This window comes from Limnohabitans sp. 2KL-51 (assembly GCF_003063645.1).
GTDB lineage: Bacteria > Pseudomonadota > Gammaproteobacteria > Burkholderiales > Burkholderiaceae_C > Limnohabitans_A.
Window position 1 is genome coordinate 238,550 of the sequence record NZ_NESJ01000004.1, and the last position, 17,706, is coordinate 256,255.

At 58.7% G+C, this 17,706-nt stretch carries 18 protein-coding genes; 15 read left to right on the plus strand and 3 right to left on the minus strand.

What is annotated here, in order from left to right:
* Positions 1–13 precede the first annotated feature (13 nt).
* The 6 genes from B9Z49_RS05715 to B9Z49_RS05740 all read left to right on the plus strand — a co-directional run bounded on the left by B9Z49_RS05715 (position 14) and on the right by B9Z49_RS05740 (position 5,961).
* Entirely contained in the window at positions 14–346 is a 333-nt protein-coding gene (locus B9Z49_RS05715) for a hypothetical protein (protein WP_108352465.1), read from the plus strand.
* Positions 343–750: a type II toxin-antitoxin system VapC family toxin gene (locus B9Z49_RS05720; protein ID WP_108352466.1), complete on the plus strand. Its 408-nt coding sequence runs from the start codon at positions 343–345 to the stop codon at positions 748–750. Before B9Z49_RS05715 ends, B9Z49_RS05720 begins: the two co-directional genes overlap by 4 nt.
* 2 nt (positions 751–752) lie before the next feature.
* A complete protein-coding gene (meaB, locus tag B9Z49_RS05725) occupies positions 753–1,796 on the plus strand; it encodes a methylmalonyl Co-A mutase-associated GTPase MeaB (RefSeq protein ID WP_369913493.1) in 1,044 nt (347 codons plus the stop codon).
* Positions 1,797–1,815: 19 nt separating this feature from the next.
* Positions 1,816–3,348 carry an acyl-CoA carboxylase subunit beta gene (locus B9Z49_RS05730; RefSeq protein ID WP_108352468.1) on the plus strand — a complete coding sequence of 511 codons (1,533 nt, stop codon included), beginning with the start codon at positions 1,816–1,818 and terminating at the stop codon, positions 3,346–3,348.
* A gap of 81 nt (positions 3,349–3,429) precedes the next feature.
* Positions 3,430–5,478, plus strand: a complete 2,049-nt coding sequence (locus B9Z49_RS05735; protein WP_108352469.1) for an acetyl/propionyl/methylcrotonyl-CoA carboxylase subunit alpha — start codon at positions 3,430–3,432, stop codon at positions 5,476–5,478.
* Positions 5,479–5,961 carry a VOC family protein gene (locus B9Z49_RS05740; protein ID WP_108352470.1) on the plus strand — a complete coding sequence of 161 codons (483 nt, stop codon included), beginning with the start codon at positions 5,479–5,481 and terminating at the stop codon, positions 5,959–5,961.
* Between the two features lie 115 nt (positions 5,962–6,076).
* Here B9Z49_RS05740 and rsxB read toward each other — a convergent pair whose 3' ends face one another.
* The 3 genes from rsxB to B9Z49_RS05755 all read right to left on the minus strand — a co-directional run bounded on the left by rsxB (position 6,077) and on the right by B9Z49_RS05755 (position 9,723).
* On the minus strand, positions 6,077–6,763 hold the full coding sequence (gene rsxB / locus B9Z49_RS05745; protein WP_108352471.1) for an electron transport complex subunit RsxB: 687 nt from the start codon (positions 6,761–6,763) through the stop codon (positions 6,077–6,079).
* 5 nt (positions 6,764–6,768) lie between these two features.
* A complete protein-coding gene (gene phaZ / locus B9Z49_RS05750) occupies positions 6,769–8,358 on the minus strand; it encodes a polyhydroxyalkanoate depolymerase (protein WP_108352472.1) in 1,590 nt (529 codons plus the stop codon).
* A 168-nt stretch (positions 8,359–8,526) separates the two neighbouring features.
* Positions 8,527–9,723 (minus strand): amino acid aminotransferase, encoded by a 1,197-nt coding sequence (locus B9Z49_RS05755; RefSeq protein WP_108352473.1) that lies wholly within the window; start codon positions 9,721–9,723, stop codon positions 8,527–8,529.
* A gap of 211 nt (positions 9,724–9,934) precedes the next feature.
* Here B9Z49_RS05755 and B9Z49_RS05760 point away from each other — a divergent pair, with 211 nt between their 5' ends.
* From B9Z49_RS05760 to hscA, 9 genes are all read left to right on the plus strand, one after another.
* Complete coding sequence (locus B9Z49_RS05760; protein WP_108352474.1) at positions 9,935–10,174, plus strand: type II toxin-antitoxin system CcdA family antitoxin; 240 nt, start codon at positions 9,935–9,937, stop codon at positions 10,172–10,174.
* A 3-nt stretch (positions 10,175–10,177) separates the two neighbouring features.
* On the plus strand, positions 10,178–10,492 hold the full coding sequence (locus B9Z49_RS05765; protein ID WP_108352475.1) for a CcdB family protein: 315 nt from the start codon (positions 10,178–10,180) through the stop codon (positions 10,490–10,492).
* 72 nt (positions 10,493–10,564) lie between these two features.
* Complete coding sequence (gene uvrB, locus B9Z49_RS05770) at positions 10,565–12,676, plus strand: excinuclease ABC subunit UvrB (protein ID WP_233254525.1); 2,112 nt, start codon at positions 10,565–10,567, stop codon at positions 12,674–12,676.
* Positions 12,677–12,790: 114 nt separating this feature from the next.
* Entirely contained in the window at positions 12,791–13,327 is a 537-nt protein-coding gene (gene iscR, locus B9Z49_RS05775; protein WP_108352476.1) for a Fe-S cluster assembly transcriptional regulator IscR, read from the plus strand.
* 20 nt (positions 13,328–13,347) lie between these two features.
* A complete protein-coding gene (locus tag B9Z49_RS05780; protein ID WP_108352477.1) occupies positions 13,348–14,565 on the plus strand; it encodes an IscS subfamily cysteine desulfurase in 1,218 nt (405 codons plus the stop codon).
* 32 nt (positions 14,566–14,597) lie between these two features.
* Entirely contained in the window at positions 14,598–14,984 is a 387-nt protein-coding gene (gene iscU / locus B9Z49_RS05785; protein WP_100174076.1) for a Fe-S cluster assembly scaffold IscU, read from the plus strand.
* Between the two features lies 1 nt (position 14,985).
* Positions 14,986–15,309 (plus strand): iron-sulfur cluster assembly protein IscA, encoded by a 324-nt coding sequence (gene iscA, locus B9Z49_RS05790; protein ID WP_108352478.1) that lies wholly within the window; start codon positions 14,986–14,988, stop codon positions 15,307–15,309.
* Complete coding sequence (gene hscB / locus B9Z49_RS05795; protein WP_199224997.1) at positions 15,309–15,824, plus strand: Fe-S protein assembly co-chaperone HscB; 516 nt, start codon at positions 15,309–15,311, stop codon at positions 15,822–15,824. The genes iscA and hscB overlap by 1 nt, the downstream gene beginning before the upstream one ends.
* Positions 15,825–15,840: 16 nt before the next feature.
* Positions 15,841–17,706 carry a Fe-S protein assembly chaperone HscA gene (hscA, locus tag B9Z49_RS05800; RefSeq protein WP_108352480.1) on the plus strand — a complete coding sequence of 622 codons (1,866 nt, stop codon included), beginning with the start codon at positions 15,841–15,843 and terminating at the stop codon, positions 17,704–17,706.

The following is a 17,706-nucleotide window of genomic DNA, read 5'->3' on the forward strand; positions in this document are numbered from 1 at the left end:
CAAGGAGTCTGCCATGGCTGTTTCCGTTCGATTGGAGCCTTTGCTCGAAAAAGAGCTGGAGCTGACCGCCAAACGAATGGGCGTGACCAAGTCACAGTTCATCGTTTCGGCGCTGGAGAGGGCATTGGGGCGCAAGAATCCCTATGACCTGCTGCTCAAGGTGCAGGCTGAGGTGCGAGAGTCTTTGCCAGAAGGCCATGAATCCCTTTCGCCAACCAAGGTGGCCATTCGGTCCAAACTCAAAACCAAACGGGATGCCCATCAAGCCGATTGGCTGGCTTTTCAAGAGGCCAAAAAGCAGGGCAAAGTGTGGTCAGGCTCAGACCAGGAAACGGACACGCCGTGAAGGTGGCCTTGATCGACACCGGGCCCATGGTGGCGCTGTTTGACGCCAGTGATGTGGCGCATCGGCACTACACCCGTTTGTTGGCCGAAAACTGGCGGTTGACGACCACTTGGCCTTGTGTGGTGGAGGTGTGCCATTTTCTGGGTGCCAATGCCGTCCAGCGATTTCTGCGATGGGTGTCCGAAGGTGGTGTCATCGTGTTCCCGTTTGACGTGTCGAACCTCCCCGACTTGGCGGAGCTGATGGCGCGTTATACCGCTGAGCCTCGGACAGAAATGGACTTGGCGGATGCCTCTTTGGTTTGGTTGGCGCAAGACACGAACACCATCAACGTGATGACCATGGATGTGCGCGACTTCTCGCGGTATCGCCTGCCCGATGGGCGCAGATTCGAGATCTTATGAGCATGCCAAGCACTGACCAGCTTTTGCAGGGCATGCGCCATGGCACTGCCTCCCTGCAGCGCCGTGCCATGGCCAAAGCGATCACTCTGCTGGAATCCACGCGTGCGGACCACCGTGCCCTGGCCGATGAGCTGCTCACGGCCATGCTGCCGCACACGGGCAATTCGTTCCGGCTGGGCATCAGCGGCGTGCCGGGGGTGGGCAAGTCCACTTTCATCGAGGCGCTGGGCCTGTACCTGATTGCGCAAGGCCACCGCGTGGCGGTTTTGACCATCGATCCGTCTTCCACCGTGTCGGGCGGCTCCATCTTGGGGGACAAGACCCGCATGGAGTTGCTCAGCGTGCACGAGCGCGCCTACATCCGCCCCAGCCCCAGCAGCGGCACCTTGGGTGGTGTGGCCGAAAAAACCCGCGAGTCCATGTTGGTCTGCGAAGCGGCGGGCTACGACGTGGTGATTGTCGAGACGGTGGGCGTGGGCCAGTCCGAAACGGCGGTGGCCAACATGACCGACATGTTTGTGCTGATGCAGCTGCCCAACGCGGGCGACGATTTGCAAGCCATCAAAAAAGGCGTGATGGAAATCGCCGATTTGGTGGTCATCAACAAGGCCGACATCGATGCCATCGCTGCCACCCGCGCCGAGTTGCAGATCACCAGTGCCTTGCAGCTTTTGGGCATGCACGGCGGCTCGGGTCATGCGCACGCCGACACCACGCAGTGGCACCCCAAGGTGGTGCAGCTGAGCGCTTTGCTGGGCCAGGGCGTGGACAGTTTTTGGGCCGCAGTCAGCGAGTTCCGAAGTCTGCAAACGGCCAATGGCCGCTTGGCCGAGCGACGCCAGTATCAAGCCCTGTCGTGGATGTGGGAACGCATCGACGCTGGGCTCAAACACAATTTTCGGGCGCAGTCGCGTGTGCAAACACTGCTGCCCCAACTGAGCCAACAAGTCGCTTCTGGCCAGTTGGTCGCCTCGACAGCAGCGCGCCAGTTGCTGGCCGCGCAATCGCATTCCCAACCCGTTCGCGCTGATGAGCGCCCTACCTGATTTTTGAGAGAGAGCAAGCATGCAAGACATCATTGAACAACTGGAAAAAAAGCGCGCTGCGGCCCGCTTGGGTGGCGGGCAAAAGCGCATTGACGCGCAACACGCCAAAGGCAAGCTCACAGCCCGTGAGCGCATTGAGGTTTTGCTGGACGAAGGCACCTTCGAAGAGTGGGACATGTTCGTTGAGCACCGCTGCACCGACTTCGGCATGGAAAACAACAAAATCCCCGGCGACGGCGTGGTCACCGGCTACGGCATGATCAACGGCCGTTTGGTGTTTGTGTACAGCCAAGACTTCACCGTGTATGGCGGTGCCTTGTCTGAAACGCACGCCGAGAAGATCTGCAAAGTCATGGACCAGGCCATGAAGGTCGGTGCGCCGGTGATTGGCCTGAACGATTCGGGCGGTGCCCGCATTCAAGAAGGTGTGGCGTCCTTGGGTGGTTATGCCGATGTGTTCCAGCGCAACGTGATGGCCTCGGGCGTGGTGCCCCAGATCAGCATGATCATGGGCCCATCGGCCGGTGGTGCGGTGTACTCGCCAGCCTTGACCGACTTCATCTTCATGGTCAAGGATACGTCGTACATGTTTGTGACGGGCCCTGAAGTGGTCAAGACCGTGACCCACGAAGAAGTCACGGCCGAAGAATTGGGCGGTGCATTGACCCACACCACCAAGAGCGGCGTGGCCGACATGGCGTTTGAAAACGATGTGGAAGCGCTGCTCATGGTGCGCCGCCTGTACAACTACTTGCCGCTGAACAACCGCGAAAAAGCACCCGTTCGCAAGAGCGGCGACACCATCGACCGAGTTGACATGAGCCTGGACACCTTGGTGCCCGAGAACCCCAACAAAGCCTATGACATGAAGGAGCTCATCCTCAAAACCGTGGATGACGGCGACTTCTTTGAACTGCAGCCCGATTACGCCAAGAACATCCTGATCGGCTTTGCCCGTATCGATGGCCAAACCGTGGGCATTGTGGCCAACCAGCCTTTGGTGTTGGCCGGTTGCCTGGACATCAAAAGCTCCATCAAAGCGGCGCGCTTTGTGCGTTTTTGCGATGCGTTCAACATCCCCGTTATCACCTTTGTGGACGTGCCCGGCTTCATGCCTGGTACCAGCCAAGAATACGGTGGCATCATCAAGCATGGTGCCAAATTGCTCTATGCGTATGCCGAGTGCACCGTGCCCAAAATCACCGTCATTACCCGCAAGGCTTACGGCGGCGCATACGACGTGATGGCCTCCAAGCACCTGCGCGGCGACGTGAACTTTGCCTGGCCCAATGCCGAGATTGCAGTGATGGGTGCCAAAGACGCTGTGGAAATCATCTTCCGCGAAGACAAAGGCGACCCCGAAAAACTGGCCGCCAAAGAAGCCGAATACAAAGCCCGCTTTGCCAACCCGTTTGTGGCGGCGAACCGGGGTTACATCGACGACGTCATCATGCCGCACAACACCCGCAAACGCATTGCCCGATCGCTGGTCATGCTCAAAGACAAGAAGATTGAAAACCCATGGCGCAAGCACGGGAACATTCCGCTTTGATCGGCACCCCGTCATGACGGACTTGATCCGCCATCCATGGATCCCGGGTCAAGCCCGGGAAGACAGATAAAAGGATTCCCTATGTTCAAGAAAATTCTGATTGCCAACCGTGGCGAAATCGCCTGCCGCGTCATCGCCACCGCCCAAAAAATGGGCATCCAAACCGTGGCCGTTTATTCTGAAGCCGACAAAGAAGCGCGCCATGTTCAACTGGCCGATGAAGCCGTGCTGATTGGTCCAGCAGCCTCGCGCGAGTCCTACCTCGTGGCTGACAAAATCATCGCCGCAGCCAAAGCCACAGGCGCACAAGCCATTCACCCCGGCTACGGTTTTTTGAGCGAGAACGCCGAGTTCTCCAAGCGCTGCGAAGATGAAGGCATCGCCTTCATTGGGCCGCGTCACTTTTCAATTGCCGCCATGGGCGACAAGATCGAGTCCAAGAAACTGGCTGGCGCTGCAGGCGTGAACTGCATTCCCGGCGTGAACCACGCGATTGAGACGGCTGAGAAAGCCGTCGAAATTGCCAAGGGCATCGGCTACCCGGTGATGATCAAAGCCTCGGCGGGCGGCGGCGGCAAGGGCCTGCGCGTGGCCTTCAACGACAAGGAAGCGTTTGAAGGCTTTACGTCCTGCCGCAACGAAGCGCGCAACAGCTTTGGCGACGACCGTGTGTTCATCGAGAAGTTTGTTGAGGAACCTCGTCATATCGAAATTCAGGTGCTGGGCGACAGCCACGGCAACGTGATTTATTTGAACGAGCGCGAGTGTTCGATTCAGCGCCGTCACCAAAAAGTGATCGAGGAAGCGCCTTCACCCTTTATCTCTGATGCCACCCGCAAAGCCATGGGCGAGCAGGCGGTGCAACTGGCCAAGGCGGTGAAATACCAATCGGCCGGTACGGTGGAGTTTGTGGTCGGCAAAGACCAGAGCTTTTACTTTTTGGAGATGAACACCCGTTTACAGGTCGAGCACCCGGTGACCGAAGCCATCACCGGCCTGGACCTGGTCGAGATGATGATCCGCGTGGCCGCGGGCGAGAAATTGCCAATCGAGCAAAAAGACGTACAGCGCAACGGCTGGGCCATCGAGTGCCGGATCAACGCTGAAGACCCGTTCCGCAATTTCTTGCCTTCTACGGGCCGTTTGGTGCGTTTTCAGACGCCCAAACAAACCATGTTCCAAGGCAATACCGCCGACTTGTTCGGCGTGCGTGTGGACACGGGGGTGCAAGACGGCGGCGAGATACCGATGTTCTACGACTCGATGATTGCCAAGCTCATCGTGCACGGCAAAGACCGCAACGACGCAATTCACAAAATGCGCGAAGCCTTGAATGGTTTTGTGATCCGCGGCATCAGCACCAACATCCCTTTCCAGGCTGCTTTGTTGGCGCACCCTCGTTTTGTGTCGGGTGACTTCAACACCGGCTTCATTGCCGAGCAATACAGCCATGGTTTCCGCGCTGAAGATGTGCCCCACGAAGACCACGATTTCTTGGCCGCACTGGCGGCCTTCGTTCGTCGCAAGTCGCGCGAGCGTGCCGCGGGTTTAAGTGGTCAGTTGCCAGGATACGACGTGCAAGTGGGCCAAGACTACGCTGTGGTCGAACTGGGCAAGGCGGGCAACAACCGTTATGTGCCCGTGCATGTTGACGAATTTGCGGGCAAGCACGGCGAAGCGCAGATCACAGTGAATGGCAAAATCTACGCCATCGCCAGCAACTCGCGCTTGAACGACATCCGCATCGAAGGCACTTGCAACGGCCTGCCATTCACCGCGCAAATCGAGCGTGGTACCTTGAAGAACCCATTGGCTTTGCAAGTGCAGCACAACGGTACCCGCATTGAAGCGCTGGTCATGTCGCCCCGCATGGCCGAGTTGCACCAGCTCATGCCTTACAAGGCCCCCCCCGACTTGAGCCGCTTTGTTTTGTCACCCATGCCTGGCCTTTTGGTCGACGTGGCCGTGTCGGTGGGCCAAAAGGTGCAAGCGGGTGAACGCGTGGCCGTGATCGAAGCCATGAAGATGGAAAACGTACTCTTTGCCGCGCAAGACGGCGTGGTCAAGAAAGTGGTGGCCGCCAAAGGCGAATCGCTCACGGTGGACCAGATGATCGTGGAGTTTGAGTAAATGCCCCGCCCTTTCAAAGTGCTGGGTGTCCAGCAAATTGCCATTGGCGGGCCTGACAAAGGTCGCTTGCAAAAGCTCTGGGTCGACATGTTTGGCCTGGAGGTGACCGGCACCTACAAAAGCGAACGCGAGAACGTGGACGAAGACATCTGCGCCATCGGCACCGGCCCGTTCAAGGTCGAGGTCGATTTGATGCAGCCACTCGACCCCGAGAAAAAACCTGCCGTGCACACCACGCCGCTCAACCACATCGGTTTGTGGATTGATGACTTGCCGGTGGCGGTGGATTGGCTCACATCACAAGGCGTGCGCTTTGCGCCCGGTGGCATCCGCAAGGGCGCTGCTGGATTTGACATCACGTTTTTGCACCCCAAGGCGAATGAAGAGTTTCCGATTGGCGGCGAGGGCGTGTTGATCGAATTGGTGCAGGCACCCGATGAAGTGGTGAAGGCTTTTGCGGCATTGGCGGCCAACGCGCATTGAATTTTGTCGGACCTGAAGGGCTGATTGAAAATATGGCGGGGCTAAAGCCACCGACTTGCAATAAACCGTCTCGTAGGTCGGTGGCTTCAGCCCCGACATGACCTTCAAAAGCCCGTCATGCTCCGGCTTGGCGGGCTTTTGCTTTGGCCAGTGCCGCTTCAATGATGGCGCGTTTGCGGTCCATCTCAGGGGCGTTTTCAGTGCCTTTTGTGTGTGCGTTCAAGTCGGCCAGCTTGTGCTCGGCTTTGGCCACTTGTTGCTGTTGGTGGGTGGCTTCTTCGCGCACCAGACGCTGCTGGCGCGAGGTGTAGCGCTCGCGTGCGGTGTGAGCTTGCTCGGCAGACCAGGCAGCCCAGCCAGAATCTGCACCGGTCATATTTTCCAGCGCAATGCAGTCCACCGGGCACACCGGGATGCACAACTCACACCCCGTGCACCAAGGCTCAATCACGGTGTGCATGACTTTGTTGGCCCCCAAAATCGCATCGGTCGGACAGGCCTTGATGCACAGCGTGCAGCCGATGCACCATGCCTCGTCGATGATGGCCACGTGCCGTGGGCCTTCAATGCCATGCTCGGGGTTCAGCATGACCATAGGCTGGCCAGTCAGTGCAGCCAGACGCTCAATACCGGCCTGTCCACCCGGCGGGCATTGGTTGATGGCCGCTTGCCCTTCGGCCATGGCGCGGGCATAGCTGGCGCAATCGGGAAAGCCGCAACGTGTGCACTGCGTTTGAGGCAGGGCATCGTTGAGGGCAAGAAAAAGCGCCTGGGTCTCAGGCGCTGTGGGCTTCAGGGGCATGGGCCTCAGGCTTTGGGGGCCACCCAGGTGGTTTTGACTGTGCCTTTTGGCTGGGCTGCCGCTTTGCCGTTTTTGTCGGGTGCTTTGGCCACAGCTTTGACCGATGTTTTGACCAGAGTTTTGACAGGCGCTGCGGCTTTGGTCACAGGCTTGGCTGCTGGTGTTGCCACGGCTTTGACGGCAGCTTTGGCCACGCTTGTGGCTGCTGGCTTGATCGCTGGCTTGACTGGGGCCTTTAGCGGGGTCTTGGCAGGTGCCTTGACCACGGCTTTCGCGGCTTTGGCCGCCACAGGCGCTGCAGCAACTGCCTTGGGCGCTGACGCCTTGGCCTTGAGTGCATGAGCTTGGATGAATTTCACCACCTGTGGGTACACGATGTCACGCCAGCGGCGACCACTGAAGATACCGTAATGGCCTGCGCCAGGCACTTCCAGGTGCTGGCGTTCGCTGGCAGGTACGCCAGTGCAGAGGTCTTGTGCAGCGCGGGTCTGGCCCGAGCCCGAGATGTCATCCAGCTCGCCCTCGACAGTCATCAAGCCCGTGCCTTTGATGTCCTGAGGGCGAACGCGCTCCACTTTGCCGTCCACACCCTTGACGTCCCAAGTGCCCTTGACCAGCTTGAAGTCCTGGAACACGGTCTGGATGGTTTCCAAATAGTAATCGGCATCCATGTCGAGCACGGCGTTGTACTCGTCGTAAAACTTACGGTGCGCTTCGGTGCTGGCGTCGTCACCCTTGATCAGGTCCTTGAAGTAGTCGTAATGGCTGGTGGCATGGCGGTCGGGGTTCATGGCCACAAAGCCAGTGTGTTGCAAAAACCCGGGGTACACACGGCGACCGGCACCTGCGAAATTGGCCGGTACGCGGTAGATCACATTGTTTTCAAACCAATCAAAGCTCTTGTTGGTCGCCAAGTTGTTCACCGCTGTGGGTGATTTGCGTGCATCGATGGGGCCGCCCATCATGGTCATGGTCAATGGGTTTTTTTCGCCACGGCTGGCCATCAATGACACTGCCGCCAACACCGGCACGGTAGGCTGGCACACGCTCACCACATGGCAATGGCCGTAGATGGATTGCAGGTGGCGGATGAATTCCTGCACGTAGTTGATGTAGTCGTCCAGGTGGAATTCGCCTTCGGACATGGGCACCAAGCGGGCGTTTTTCCAGTCGGTGATGTAGACCTTGTGGCCTTGCAGCATGGTTTTGACAGTGTCACGCAGCAACGTGGCGTAGTGGCCGGACAAAGGCGCTACCATCAAAACGACGGGCTGGCTTTTGAGGAGTGACAGGGTTGCAGGATCGTCCGTGAAGCGCTTGAAGCGGCGCAGCTCACAAAAGGGCTTGTCGATCTCGATGCGCTCATGGATGGCGACGTCCGTTTGGTTGACCTTGACGGTCTGAATGCCAAACGTTGGTTTCTCGTAATCTTTGCCCAAACGGTGCATCAGGGCGTAGCCAGCGGACACTCGCTGGGCCAAAGGCGTTTGCGCCATGGGGTTCAGGGGGTTGCTGTAGAGCTTGGCTGCAGCTTGTGCCAGATCGGAAAAAGGCTCCATGATCGAGCGTTGCGTTTCATAAATCTGATAAAGCATGTGACAGTTTCCCTTGCAACAAAATGATGCACTGCAGCAATAGTACAGGAGACCAGCATATATTTTTTGAGTTTGCCCCCTAATTGACAGTCACCTTCCGGACCGTCCAAAAAGAAACCGCCCCGTCAGGGGCGGTTTCAAACCGGATTTCAGTCTTGAAGGGGGCGGTCAGACGACTTTGGCAATCGATGCGCAGACGTAATCGATGTTTTTGCTGTTCAGCGCGGCGACGCACATGCGGCCGGTGTCGGTGCCATACACGCCAAACTCGCTGCGCAGGCGCACCATTTGGTCTTTGGTCAGACCCGAATAGCTGAACATGCCAATCTGGGTGGTGATAAAGCTCATGTCTTGTTTCACGCCAGCGGCTTTGAGGCTGTCCACCAGTTTTTGGCGCATGGCCTTGATGCGCACGCGCATCTCGGCCAGTTCGCTTTCCCACTGGGCGCGCAGTTCGGGGTTGTTCAGAACAGCCGCCACCACCGCGCCACCGTGGATGGGTGGGTTGGAGTAGTTGGTGCGGATGGCGATTTTGAGTTGCGACAACACGCGGGAGGCTTCTTCTTTGTCAGAGGCCACCACCGACAAGGCGCCCACCCGCTCACCGTACAGGCTGAAGCTCTTGGAGAACGACGTCGACACGAAGATGTTCAGGCCCGCAGCCACAAACTTGCCGATCACGGCACCGTCCTCTTGGATGCCGTGGCCAAAGCCCTGGTAAGCCATGTCCAAAAAGGCGGTCAGGTTTTTCGCCTTGACGACGGCAATGACCTGGTCCCACTCTGCTGCAGTGATGTCGTAGCCGGTCGGGTTGTGGCAGCAGGCGTGTAACACAACGATGGTGCCCGCGGCCGCGGCGTTCAGGCTGGCCAACATGCCATCGAAGTTCACGCCCCGATTGACCGCGTCGTAATAGGCGTAGCTCTCTACTTCAAAACCGGCGTTCACGAAGATGGCGCGGTGGTTTTCCCAGCTGGGGTCAGAAATCAGCACTTTGGCCTTGGGGCTGACTTTTTTCAGAAAGTCGGCACCGATTTTCAGGCCGCCCGTGCCGCCGATGGCCTGCACGGTGGACACGCGGCCCGACTTGACCACGTCGGATTCAGCGCCAAACACCAGCGCTTTGACGGCGTTGTCATAGGCCACGATGCCGTCAATTGGCAGGTAGCCACGCGCGGTGGGGGTGGCCATCATGGTTTTTTCAGCCGCTTGCACGCATTGCAGCAGGGGCAGTTTGCCGTTGTCGTCGAAGTAAACGCCCACGCCTAAGTTCACTTTGTTGGGGTTGGTGTCGGCGTTGAATTGTTCGTTCAGACCCAGGATCGGGTCGCGGGGGGCCATTTCGACGGCGGAAAACAAAGACATGGTGACAATCCTGTGTAGTCAATGGGGAAAAGCCCTTTATTTTAGGCTCAAACCACTGCACCGGCGCGTTCCAACTCAAGGCGGTGTGGGCTCCGTAATCCGTTGGCTTTGGGTCTTGGGCAGATGGATTGGACTGCAGACACTTGGTCTTGCAAAGCACTTTAATGTTATTTTGCGCATAAACTATGCGCATACTTCTCGGAGGTTCCGCATGTTGCGCTTTGAAGATGCCCCGAAAAAGCCCGTCAATTTATCGCTCAACGCTGAGGTGCTGGCCATGGCGCGTGAACTGGACATGAATGTGTCACGCACGGTGGATGCCTTGCTGGCTCAAGAAGTCAAGCGCCAGTATTGGGCGCGCTGGCAGGCGCAAAACCTGGATGCCATTGCCAGCTACAACGCCCGCATCGAGCAAGAGGGCTTGCCCCTGGACGCTTACCGCAGTTTCTGAGCCATGGCCCAGTTCGACGTGTATGCCCACCCGGATGCCCACATGCGCGAGCGCACCCCCTATTTGCTGGACGTTCAAAACAGCTTTTTGGACAAGATTGCCACGCGTATCGTGATTCCCTTGCGAAGCGCCGAATATGCCCCTTTGCCGATGCGTGACCTCAACCCTGTCTGTACGGTGGATGGTCAGGCGCTGGTGCTGGACAGTGCTGCGCTTGCCGCAGTGCCTCTGCGCTGGTTGGGTGCGCCGCTGTTGAATTTGCGCGCCCAAGCACCCGATGTGGTCAATGCGCTCGACATTTTGTTTGGCGGCTATTGACCTCAGGGCGTGCTCTGAGCAGGCAGATTCAGTCCGGTCAGTCGCTCCTCTTTCCACAAAAAACGAGTTCCCATGTCTGAAATCATTCCTCTGTCAGAGGTCACATCTGTCCCACTCGATGGCCAATTTATTAGCTACCCGGGCTCGCCCTTTGAGCTGTTCCAGCCTTACCCGCCCGCTGGCGACCAGCCCGTGGCCATTGAGCAGCTGGTCGAAGGCGTGCACGATGGCGAGGTGTTCCAGACCCTGTTGGGCGTGACCGGCTCTGGTAAGACTTTCACCATGGCCAATGTGATCGCACAAATAGGCAAGCCCGCCATTGTGTTTGCGCCTAACAAAACGTTGGCGGCGCAGCTGTACAGCGAGTTCCGAGAGTTCTTTCCCAAAAACGCGGTCGAGTACTTTGTCAGTTATTACGACTACTACCAACCTGAGGCCTATGTGCCGCAGCGCGACCTGTTCATTGAAAAAGACAGCGCGATCAACGAGCACATCGAGCAGATGCGCCTGTCGTGTACCAAAAGCATCATGGAGCGGCGCGATGTGGTGATCGTGGCCACGGTCTCGGCCATCTACGGCATTGGCGAGCCTGAGAGCTACCACCGCATGATCATGACGCTGCGCACCGGCGACAAGCTGGGCCAGCGCGACGTGATCGCGCAGCTGATCCGCATGCAGTACCAGCGCAACGACATGGAATTCAGCCGAGGCAAATTCCGCGTACGGGGCGACACCATCGACGTGTTTCCGGCCGAGCATTCCGAGTTAGCCATCCGCATCGAGCTTTTTGACGACGAGATTGAGAGCCTGCAACTGTTCGATCCGCTCACCGGGCGCATTCGCCAGAAGATCCCGCGCTTCACGGTTTACCCGTCCAGTCACTACGTGACGCCGCGCGACAAGGTGTTGGCGGCGGTAGAAACCATCAAGGTGGAGCTGGCTCAGCGCTTGAAAGAACTGGTGGGCATGGGCAAGCTGGTCGAGGCGCAGCGGCTGGAGCAGCGCACCCGGTTTGACTTGGAAATGTTGTCCGAAGTGGGCCACTGTAAGGGCATTGAGAATTACACGCGCCATTTGTCGGGCGCGGCACCTGGTGACGCGCCCAGCACGCTGACCGACTACATGCCGCCCGACGCCATCATGTTTCTGGACGAAAGTCACCAGATGATTGGCCAGCTCAACGCCATGTACAACGGCGACAAGGCCCGCAAGACCACCTTGGTGGAATACGGCTTTCGCTTGCCCAGCGCTTTAGACAACCGCCCGCTCAAGTTTGAAGAGTTTGAAAAGCGCATGCGCCAGTGCATCTTTGTCTCGGCCACGCCCGCCGACTATGAAAAGACGCATTCGGGCAAAGTGGTCGAACAAGTGGTGCGCCCCACAGGTTTGGTCGACCCGCAGGTCGAGGTGCGCCCTGCCATCCACCAGGTGGACGACGTGCTGCAGGAAATTCGTATCCGGGTGGACAAGCACGAGCGGGTGCTGATCACCACGCTGACCAAGCGCATGGCCGAGCAGCTGACCGATTACCTGAGCGACAACGGCGTCAAGGTGCGCTACCTGCACAGCGACGTGGACACGGTGGAGCGGGTCGAGATTTTGCGTGACCTGCGCTTGGGCGCTTTCGATGTGCTGGTGGGCATCAACTTGCTGCGCGAGGGCCTTGATATTCCCGAGGTCTCGTTGGTGGCGATTTTGGACGCCGACAAAGAAGGCTTCTTGCGATCCGAGCGGAGCTTGATCCAGACCATTGGCCGTGCAGCGCGCAACCTCAACGGGCGCGCCATTTTGTACGCCGACCGCATCACGGAGTCGATGAAAAAAGCCATGGGCGAGACCGAGCGCCGCCGCATCAAGCAAGTGGCGCACAACGAGGTCATGGGCATCACGCCCAAGAGCATTGTCAAAAAGGTCAAAGACCTGATCGACGGCGTTTACAGCGAAAAGTCGGGCAAAGAAGCCGAGCGCTTAGAGCAAGCTGCGGTGCAAAGGGCCAAAGTGGAGGACATGAGCGAGAAAGACATCGCCCGTGCCATCAAGCAGTTGGAGAAGCAAATGATGGAACACGCCCGCAACCTGGAGTTCGAAAAGGCCGCTCAGGTACGCGACCAACTGACCATCCTGAAGGAGCAGGCCTTTGGCGCGGCAGGGGGCGACCACATCGTGCCGCTGATCAGGGCTTGAATAACCCTATAACCCGACTGATTTGATCGGGTATGCCTTATACTTGACTTGTTTAGTCGGGAACCAACTCAGCCGGTTTTCAGACAGCACTTCCACCCACTTCAGGAGTCTGCCATGCGTTTAACCACCAAAGGCCGTTTTGCCGTCACCGCCATGATCGACTTGGCTTTGCGTCAAGACGCAGGCCCCGTGACATTGGCCGCCATCAGCCAGCGCCAACAGATTTCACTGTCCTATTTAGAGCAGTTGTTCGGCAAGTTGCGTCGCCACAACCTGGTTGAGTCCACCCGTGGACCCGGCGGCGGTTACACCTTGGGCCGCAAATCCACAGACATCACCGTGGCCGACATCATTTTGTCCGTGGATGAGCCGATTGACGCCACCCACTGCGGTGGCAAAGAAAATTGCAATGGCGGCGATGGCCGCTGTATGACACACGACCTGTGGGCCTCACTCAACTCTAAAATGGTGGAGTTTCTGGACTCGGTGTCCTTGCAAAAGCTGGTGGATGACCAATTGGCCAAAGGTTTGGTGGTCGAAAACAAGCCCAGCCTTAAGCGTGCAATTGCCCCCATGCCAATCAGCCAGCCTATTCGCGTGAATGTGCCCAACTCGGTGTTTGACTTGGGCAACATGTTCGCCAAATCCTGATTTCCGAAGAAGAGCAGACCATGACCACACCCCATTTCCCCATTTACCTTGACTACGGTGCCACCAACCCTTGTGATCCCCGCGTGGTGGACGCCATCGTCCCTTGGCTACGCGAGCACTTTGGCAATCCCGCATCCCGTACCCACGCTTGGGGCTGGGAGGCCGAAGCTGCCGTCGAAAAAGCCCGCGATCAAGTGGCTGATCTGATCGGTGCCGACTCCCGCGAAATCGTTTGGACCAGTGGCGCAACCGAGTCCAACAACCTGGCCATCAAGGGCGCTGCGCATTTTTACAAGTCGCGTGGAAAGCACCTGATCACCGTTAAGACCGAACACAAAGCTGTGCTCGACACCATGCGTGAGCTGGAGCGCCAGGGTTTTGAAGTGACCTACATGGACGTGCAGGCCGATGGTTTGCTGAACATGGACGCTCTCAAGGCCGCTATTCGCCCCGACACCATCTTGATCAGCGTGATGTTCGTGAACAACGAAATCGGCGTGATCCAGGACGTGACCGCGATTGGTAACTTGTGCCGCGAAAAAGGCATCATCTTCCACGTCGATGCGGCCCAAGCCACTGGCAAGGTCGAGATCGACATGACACAGCTGCCCATCGATTTGATGAGCCTGGCGTCGCACAAAACCTATGGCCCCAAAGGCATTGGCGCTTTGTATGTTCGACGCAAGCCCCGCATTCGCCTCGAAGCGCAAATGCACGGTGGCGGTCATGAGCGCGGCATGCGCTCGGGCACTCTGCCCACGCACCAGTGTGTGGGCATGGGCGAGGCGTTTCGCATTGCCAAGCTCGAGATGGTGCAAGACAATTCCAAGGCCCGCGCTTTGCACGACCGCCTGATCAACGGCCTGAGCGACATGGAGCAGGTGTTTTTGAATGGTCATGCCACCCAGCGCGTGCCCCACAACATCAACATGAGCTTCAACTTTGTTGAAGGTGAATCACTCATCATGGGCATCAAGGGCCTGGCAGTGTCTTCTGGTTCGGCCTGCACCTCGGCCAGCCTGGAGCCCAGCTATGTGTTGCGCGCCCTGGGCCGCAGCGACGAGTTGGCCCACAGCAGCCTGCGCATGACGATTGGCCGCTGGTCCACCGAAGAGGACATCGATTACGCGATCAAAACCATCCGCGAAAACGTGGCCAAGTTGCGCGATCTCAGCCCCCTGTGGGAAATGCACCAAGATGGCATCGACTTGAGCACCATTCAGTGGGCTGCCCACTGAGCTGACATTGACCTGAATACGGAGAAAACACCATGGCATATTCTGAAAAAGTGGTTGACCACTACGAAAACCCCCGCAATGTCGGCTCGTTTGACAAAGGCGACGACAGCGTGGGCACCGGCATGGTCGGCGCACCGGCTTGCGGCGACGTGATGAAGCTGCAGATCAAGGTCAACCCGACAACCGGCGTGATCGAAGACGCGCGCTTCAAAACCTATGGCTGCGGCTCGGCCATTGCGTCCAGCTCGCTCGTTACCGAATGGGTCAAGGGCAAAACGCTCGACCAAGCTGCAGCCCTCAAAAACAGCGAAATCGCCGAAGAGCTGGCGCTGCCACCGGTCAAAATCCACTGCTCCATCCTGGCCGAAGACGCCATCAAGGCGGCCGTTGAAGACTACAAAAAGAAACACCTGAACTGACATGGCCATCTCCTTGTCTGCCGCCGCAGCGCGGCATGTGACCCGCTACTTGGCCAAACGTGGTTCGGGTGTGGGTGTGCGCTTGGGCGTCAAGACCACGGGCTGCTCGGGCCTGGCCTACAAGCTCGAGTACGTGGACGACATCGCCCCAGAAGACGTGGTGTTTGAAGGCCACGGCGTCAAGGTGCTGGTGGACCCAAAGAGCCTGGCCTACATCGATGGCACAGAGTTGGACTTTGTGCGCGAAGGCCTGAACGAAGGCTTCCGCTTCAACAACCCCAACGAGCGCGACCGCTGCGGTTGCGGTGAGTCTTTCCGCGTGTGATCTCGCTTCAAGCCAACGACTTCGAGCTGTTTGATGTGCCTGTGCAGTTTGCGCAGGACCGTGCTGAACTCGATGCACGCTGGAAAGCCTTGCAGCGCGAAGCCCACCCCGACCGCTTTGCTGCCGATGGCGCCGCAGCTCAGCGCGTGGCCATGCAGTGGTCGGTGCGCATCAACGAGGCCTATCAGCGGCTCAAAGACCCGCTCAAACGCGCCGCCTATTTGTGCGAGTTGCGTGGTGCGCCCGTGCAGGCCGAAAACAACACCGCCATGCCCGCCGCATTCCTGATGCAGCAGATGGAATGGCGTGAAAGCTTGGAAGACACGGCCAGTGCCCAAGGCTTGGAAGCACTGGCAGACGTTGTGGCTGCCGAGCAGCGTCGCGTGCAGCAAACGCTGGGCGATTTGCTGGATGTGGCCAAAGACCCTGCGCAAGCCGTGGGGCAGGTGAGGGCGCTGATGTTCATCGAGCGCTTCACGCAAGAAGTGAACGCTAAACTCGACCGATTGACCTGACCTCCCCTGATTGACCATGGCGTTACTGCAGATTTCTGAACCGGGCCAGTCGCCCGACCCTCACCAACGCCGGATCGCCGTGGGCATCGACCTGGGCACCACGCATTCGCTGGTGGCCTCAGTGCGCAACGGCGTGGCCGAATGCTTGCCCGATGACGATGGGCGGGTCATCCTGCCTTCGGTGGTTCGATTCATGCCGGGGCAAGGCCGTCAAATTGGTTTTGACGCTGTGCAATCTGCCGCCAGCGACCCGGTCAACACCATCGCCTCGGTCAAGCGCTTCATGGGGCGTGGCCTGCAAGACATCGCCGACCGCAGCAAACTGCCTTACGAGTTCACCGCCAGTGAACAGGGCATGCTGTCCATTCAAACCGTGCAAGGCCCCAAATCGCCCGTCGAGGTGAGTGCCGAAATTTTGGCCACCCTGCGTTACCGCGCCGAAGACACCTTCAACGACGACCTGTACGGCGCCGTCATCACCGTGCCCGCTTACTTTGACGACGCCCAGCGCCAAGCCACCAAAGACGCAGCGCAACTGGCGGGTCTGAACGTGCTGCGTCTCATCAACGAGCCGACAGCAGCGGCCATTGCTTATGGCCTGGACAACGCCAGCGAAGGCGTTTATGCCGTGTTTGATTTGGGCGGCGGCACGTTCGATATTTCGATTTTGCGTCTGACGCAAGGCGTGTTTGAGGTCTTGTCCACCGGCGGTGACTCCGCCTTGGGTGGTGACGATTACGACCAAGCCCTGGCTGATGTCGCCATGTCACGTCAGCCCGCACTGCAGGCTTCAACAGCCGAAGACAAAACACGCCTCAAGGCAGCAGCCCGTGCAGCTAAAGAAGCATTGACGAGCGCGGATACGGTCAGCCTGAATGTGGCGCTGTCTACAGGTGCCTTGTCGTCGCCCATCAGCCGTGCAGATTTCGAACAAGCCACCCAAGCCCTGACGGCCCGCTGCATCACCGCCGTGCGTAAGGCCTTGCGTGATGCGCAGCTGGCCAAAGAAGACGTGCAAGGCGTGGTCATGGTGGGTGGCTCTACCCGCATGCCGCAAATCCAGCAGGCCGTGGCCGAATTTTTTGGCCAAGCGCCACTCAACAACCTCAACCCCGACGAAGTCGTCGCTTTGGGCGCATCGATCCAGGCCAACCAACTGGCGGGCAACAACGCCTCTGGCGAGTTGCTGCTGCTCGATGTGATCCCGTTGTCGCTGGGCATCGAGACCATGGGCGGTTTGGTCGAGCGCATCATCCCGCGCAACCAGACCATCCCCACCGCCATGGCGCAGGACTTCACCACCTACCAAGACGGCCAAACCGCGCTGGCGCTGCATGTGGTGCAGGGCGAACGCGACCTGGTGCAAGACTGCCGCAGCTTGGCCCGCTTTGAGCTGCGCGGCATCCCGCCCATGGCCGCAGGCGCAGCCCGTATTCGCGTGACCTTCACGGTCGATGCCGATGGCCTGCTCAGCGTGGGCGCCAAAGAACAAATCAGCGGTGTGGAAGCGCGTATCGACGTCAAGCCTTCGTATGGCCTGAGCGATGATCAAATCGCCACCATGCTGCAAGAGAGCTTCACGACCGCGCAAGCCGACATGAAGGCTCGCGCCTTGGTCGAGGCCCGCGTGGACGCCGACCGCATGCTACTGGCCACGCGCAGCGCCTTGGCCGCAGACGGTCAATTGCTGAGCGCTGCCGAACGCGCCAGCATCGACGCCCTGATGGCCACCTTGCAAGCGGCCATCCCAACAGAACAAGACGCCAAAGCCCTGGAAGACTGCACCCAGGCGCTGGCCAAGGGCACCGAAGTCTTTGCGGCCGAGCGCATGAACCACAGCATCCAGAAAGCCCTGGCTGGCCAAAATATCCAGTCGATGTAA